The organism is Dankookia rubra, from assembly GCF_004355005.1.
GTDB lineage: Bacteria > Pseudomonadota > Alphaproteobacteria > Acetobacterales > Acetobacteraceae > Paracraurococcus > Paracraurococcus ruber_A.
The window spans coordinates 1-891 of the sequence record NZ_SMSJ01000304.1; the positions used below are offsets into that span (position 1 = coordinate 1).

An 891-nucleotide genomic window follows, 5' to 3' on the forward strand; every position below is an offset into this window, starting at 1 on the left:
GGCGACGTGGTCGGGCCAGGCGGGGCCAAGGTGCGGGGGCCATTGGTGCAGTGGAAGGGGCGGCGGCATGGGCCGCGGCAGCACCGGCGCTGGGGGAAGGCGTGGAGCCCCGAGCAGATTGCCCGACGGCTGCAGGTTGACTTTCCCGGTGACGAGACGATGCGCATCAGCCATGAGGCGATCTATCAGGCGCTGTACGTGCAGGGACGCGAGGCGCTGCGGCGCGAGCTGACCGCCTGCTTGCGGACCGGGCGCACGCTGCGGGTGCCGCGGGCGCGCAGCCGCGGCCGGGGCAAATCGCATGTCACCCCGGAGATCATGATCAGCGAGCGCCCGGCGGAGGCCGCCGACCGGGCAGTGCCGGGCCACTGGGAGGGTGACCTGATCCTCGGGCTGGGCAGCTCGGCCATCGGCACACTGGTCGAGCGCACGACGCGCTTCACCCTGCTGCTCCACCTGCCGCGCATGCCGGGGCACGCAGAGGGCGATCGGGTGAAGAACGGGCCTGCCCTCGCGGGCCATGGTGCCGAGGCGGTCTGCGGTGCCATCACGCGCACGATCAGGACGCTGCCCCAGCAGATGCGACGCTCCTTGACCTGGGACCGGGGCGCGGAGCTGAGCCTGCATGCGCAGCTGCGGATCGACACCGGCGTGCAGGTCTATTTCTGCGACCCGCACAGCCCCTGGCAGCGCGGGACGAACGAGAACACGAATGGGCTGTTGCGGTAGTACTTCCCGAAGGGGACGGACCTGAGCGGCCACAACGCAAAGGCGCTCGCCGCGGTGGCGGTGACGCTGAATGGCCGACCACGCAAAACGCTCGGGTGGCGAACGCCAGCCGAGGCCTTTGACGCGCTACTCAGAGCAGCGCAAGCTGGTGTTGCGACGACC

General features: G+C 70.7%; 1 pseudogene. It reads left to right on the plus strand.

Annotated features, from left to right (window positions below):
• Nucleotides 1–891 (plus strand): annotated as a pseudogene (locus tag E2C06_RS36715) (IS30 family transposase); the annotation flags it as partial.